The sequence below is a fragment of the Microcoleus sp. AT3-A2 genome (assembly GCF_036705685.1).
Classification (GTDB): domain Bacteria; phylum Cyanobacteriota; class Cyanobacteriia; order Cyanobacteriales; family Microcoleaceae; genus Microcoleus.
In genome coordinates this window covers 1-3,013 of sequence record NZ_JAUBVF010000132.1, presented here as the reverse complement: position 1 = coordinate 3,013, position 3,013 = coordinate 1, and the positions used below count along the sequence as shown (strand labels likewise).

Sequence of the window (3,013 nt, the reverse complement as noted above, 5' to 3'; positions counted from 1 at the left end):
CAATTTGAGGTCGATGAAGCAGCTATCGTGACGGGCGCTGTCACCTTGGCCTATGCCGCCTACCAATATTGGAAACAGGATTAAGGTTGACACTTCTACCTCGCGAATAGCTTATTAAGGAGGATTTAGGGGAATCGTTTATGTACCTCACCAGACAGAGAAACGCTATAGAAGCTGTAGAAATAAATTGTCATAATCCTCCAATTATACAATTATAAACAGTGATACAATCGGTATTTATAGCCAGCTATTTTGGGTTGAGGTTGCGAATCAATCGTACAGTTTCGCCCTTTTCCTTCCACTGAAGCTGTAAAATTTATCGTCCACAAATCCAAAATTTTTGGCATTTGAGCTAAAGTTTTGTGCAGTGCATCTGTCGCAGTTTGAGAATCACCATCTTTTTTTGCTAAAAGAAATTGAGGATAATTTGGTTGAGACTTTGTACTCAAAGATGAAGTAGATAAACGTTTAAATTCCCACGCTATCCCCATCATAGCTCTTGTTTCTGAGTGGCTTTTGCGAACAGTGGCAATTAAAACAGGAATCTTTGGCGATGCTGACTGTATTTTAACAATGTGGGGAACTAAAATATCGGGGCGTTTGGATTTTTGAAAGCCCAAATTTGAAACAACTGTCATACTACCAAGTAAACCCATTAATAAGATGATTGTTACTGCTTTTCTTCCGTCTATTTTTAATGCTAGAATTGGCGATTTTAAAAATTGACTTAATTTATTGTTTGTTTCTAAGTATTGATTTTCCCAACAAACAGCCAAACTTACTGCGAGCAAAATGATAACAGCGGGAAAGTAGACAAACTGATAACGAGCCGCCAAAGTTAGATCGGCACCCAAAATGTAGGTGATCCCTAAAAAGATGGCGATCGCACCCAACATAAACCCGCCTAAAACTTGAGTAATTAAGCTACCATCTGATTCTCCTAACTTAATTTTAAGACCTCTAATCAAAATTGGCAAAGCAAAAAACATGAAAATTAACAATGCCAAACCAGAGGCAAAAATCGCTAGTAAAGATACTCCTTCCACTGGCAATAATGCCAACATTGTCACCATCCACGCTAAAAGTCTGGGTGCTGGTTCTAGCAATTCAATCGGGTTTTTTCCCTCATAAATCCAGCGCGTCATTTCACTTTTAGAAGCTGTACGCAATGCCGGAAGCCAAACTAAACATCCCACCAACGTACCCGCACCAACCGTGTAGAGTCGGAATAGAGAATTGGGAATTAGTAATTGAGGACTGAGGGTTAAATCTTGAGTCAAATCTAACTCTAATTTTTCCTGGCGCTCTGTCCGTTTTTTTATCCAAATAACAGCTATTAAACTTAAACCTTCAGCAGCGACAACGAGAACAAAAAAGTAATGTGTTGCAATCCCTGAACAGTTAACTACTACCCAAAGTAATCCTGCCCAAATTGGTAAAATGTTACGATTATTTATAGTGCGAGTTGCTATTGCCAAACAGCACAAAGAAGCGATAATTAATAAAACTGGTAAAGTGTAGTGTCGAGCTTCTTGGGCGATAAATATCCCGTAGGGAGAAACCGCCATCATTGCGGCCGCCATTTGAGCTATTAAACGAGATCGAAATGCTACAAAACCAAAGCAAAACATAGCTGGAATTGAGGCGACACCGAGAATTGCAGGAAGCGCTCTAGCGGCCCATAAAGAAACTAAACCCGCCTCGGTCGAAAATAGTTTCATCCACAAATGAGCCAGCACAAAATAAACGGGAGGATGGGTGCTTTCTGTCATCAAATTGTGGATGACTGAGGTGATATTAGCTTGAGAATTCACTTGTAATGGCTGCAAGAGGGTATCAAGCGCGATCGCACTATCTAGCGGTATCGTCTGCAAACTATTTCCCAAACTAAAAATTAACGTTGCTATCTCAATTGTTGAAGGTGGCTTATCTGCCAAATTAGTAAAGCGTAAAACTGTGCCAATGGCTATCCATATTAGCACCAGCAATGGATGAAACCAAGGGTTCCCATCATTATTAGCAATTTTTAGTTTTAAACTTGGGACAGTCATTGTTTATACACCCTCAACATTTAGCAGCAAAGTATTCTACCTATCTCGATCTTCAAGTACCTTAAACCGCACCTCAATATCTTGTCTGTAGCAGCCTATGCAAACAAGCAGTGCGTAAATAAAAATCACAACTCTAAAATGGCTGCGATCGCCTTCAACTTGAGTTTAAGCTGCGATTCAAGCATCTTTTAGGGGAGTCCAGCGAAAGGCGCCATCGCCTCCTATTTCCACTACTACCTTAATTCGTGGTTCTCAAGTTCGCAAAACCGTCAAATATTGGATTTTACTACCGTTCTTTCTTGACTGTTCCCCTTGCCCTATTTTCCACTCCATGATATATTTTGTATGTGAAATAAAGTTTTGCAACTTTTCTAAGTGTAACTCTATCAAATCTTTTTGTGACTTGTTTAACATTTTTTTCTCCTTTTTTCTCCTTTTTTTCTCCTTTTTTTCTCCTTTTTTCTCCTTTTTTTCTCCTTTTTTTTTCCTTTTTTTCTCCTTTTTTTCTCCTTTTTTTCTCCTTTTTTTCTCCTTTTTTTCTCCTTTTTTCTCCTTTTTTTCTCCTTTTTTTCTTTCCTACATGAGCGCGATCGCCCGATGCTCCCACTAACTCTTGTCTCCTCCTTTTTTTTCTTAAATTTGAGCTTACCATTTTTCTTTTATTTACACAAATCCTTCAGACCCGTTGTAGACTGCAAAACTCGAAATTTTATTTCCTTACAACTTCTATCTAACTCTTTCTCTGCGTTCTCTGCGGTTAATAAAAAACTTGTTCGGGACATAAAAAATATTCCCATCAAACAACAGCAATTGTTCCGCCTTTAACCGGCATCGATCTCCCGTAAAAAATCAGAAACTTGCGCTACCGTATTTGATTAAATATCTTACCTTTCCCCCAACAAAATTCATGCTTCCCCGCATCAAAGAAATAGCCGCCACCCTAGCACCCCGCTTAATAGAAA

Annotated in this window: 2 protein-coding genes and 1 pseudogene; all 3 read right to left on the bottom strand. The window is 39.0% G+C overall.

Going from position 1 to position 3,013, the window contains the following annotated elements; translation table 11 throughout:
- Window positions 1-212: 212 nt before the first annotated feature.
- The 3 genes and pseudogenes from QUB37_RS29360 to QUB37_RS29350 all read right to left on the bottom strand — a co-directional run bounded on the left by QUB37_RS29360 (window position 213) and on the right by QUB37_RS29350 (window position 2,703).
- Window positions 213-2,051 carry a hypothetical protein gene (locus QUB37_RS29360; protein WP_333168726.1) on the bottom strand — a complete coding sequence of 613 codons (1,839 nt, stop codon included), beginning with the start codon at window positions 2,049-2,051 and terminating at the stop codon, window positions 213-215.
- 177 nt (window positions 2,052-2,228) lie between these two features.
- Window positions 2,229-2,297 (bottom strand): annotated as a pseudogene (locus QUB37_RS29355) (NAD(P)H-quinone oxidoreductase); the annotation flags it as partial.
- 40 nt (window positions 2,298-2,337) lie between these two features.
- A complete protein-coding gene (locus QUB37_RS29350) occupies window positions 2,338-2,703 on the bottom strand; it encodes a hypothetical protein (RefSeq protein WP_333168725.1) in 366 nt (121 codons plus the stop codon).
- Window positions 2,704-3,013: the final 310 nt, after the last annotated feature.

Bases quoted from the DNA above. Each gene is read 5' to 3' on its own strand.
- QUB37_RS29360 (WP_333168726.1), bottom strand. From the start codon at position 2,051: ATGACTGTCCCAAGTTTAAAACTAAAAATTGCTAATAATGATGGGAAC.
- QUB37_RS29350 (WP_333168725.1), bottom strand. From the start codon at position 2,703: ATGGTAAGCTCAAATTTAAGAAAAAAAAGGAGGAGACAAGAGTTAGTG.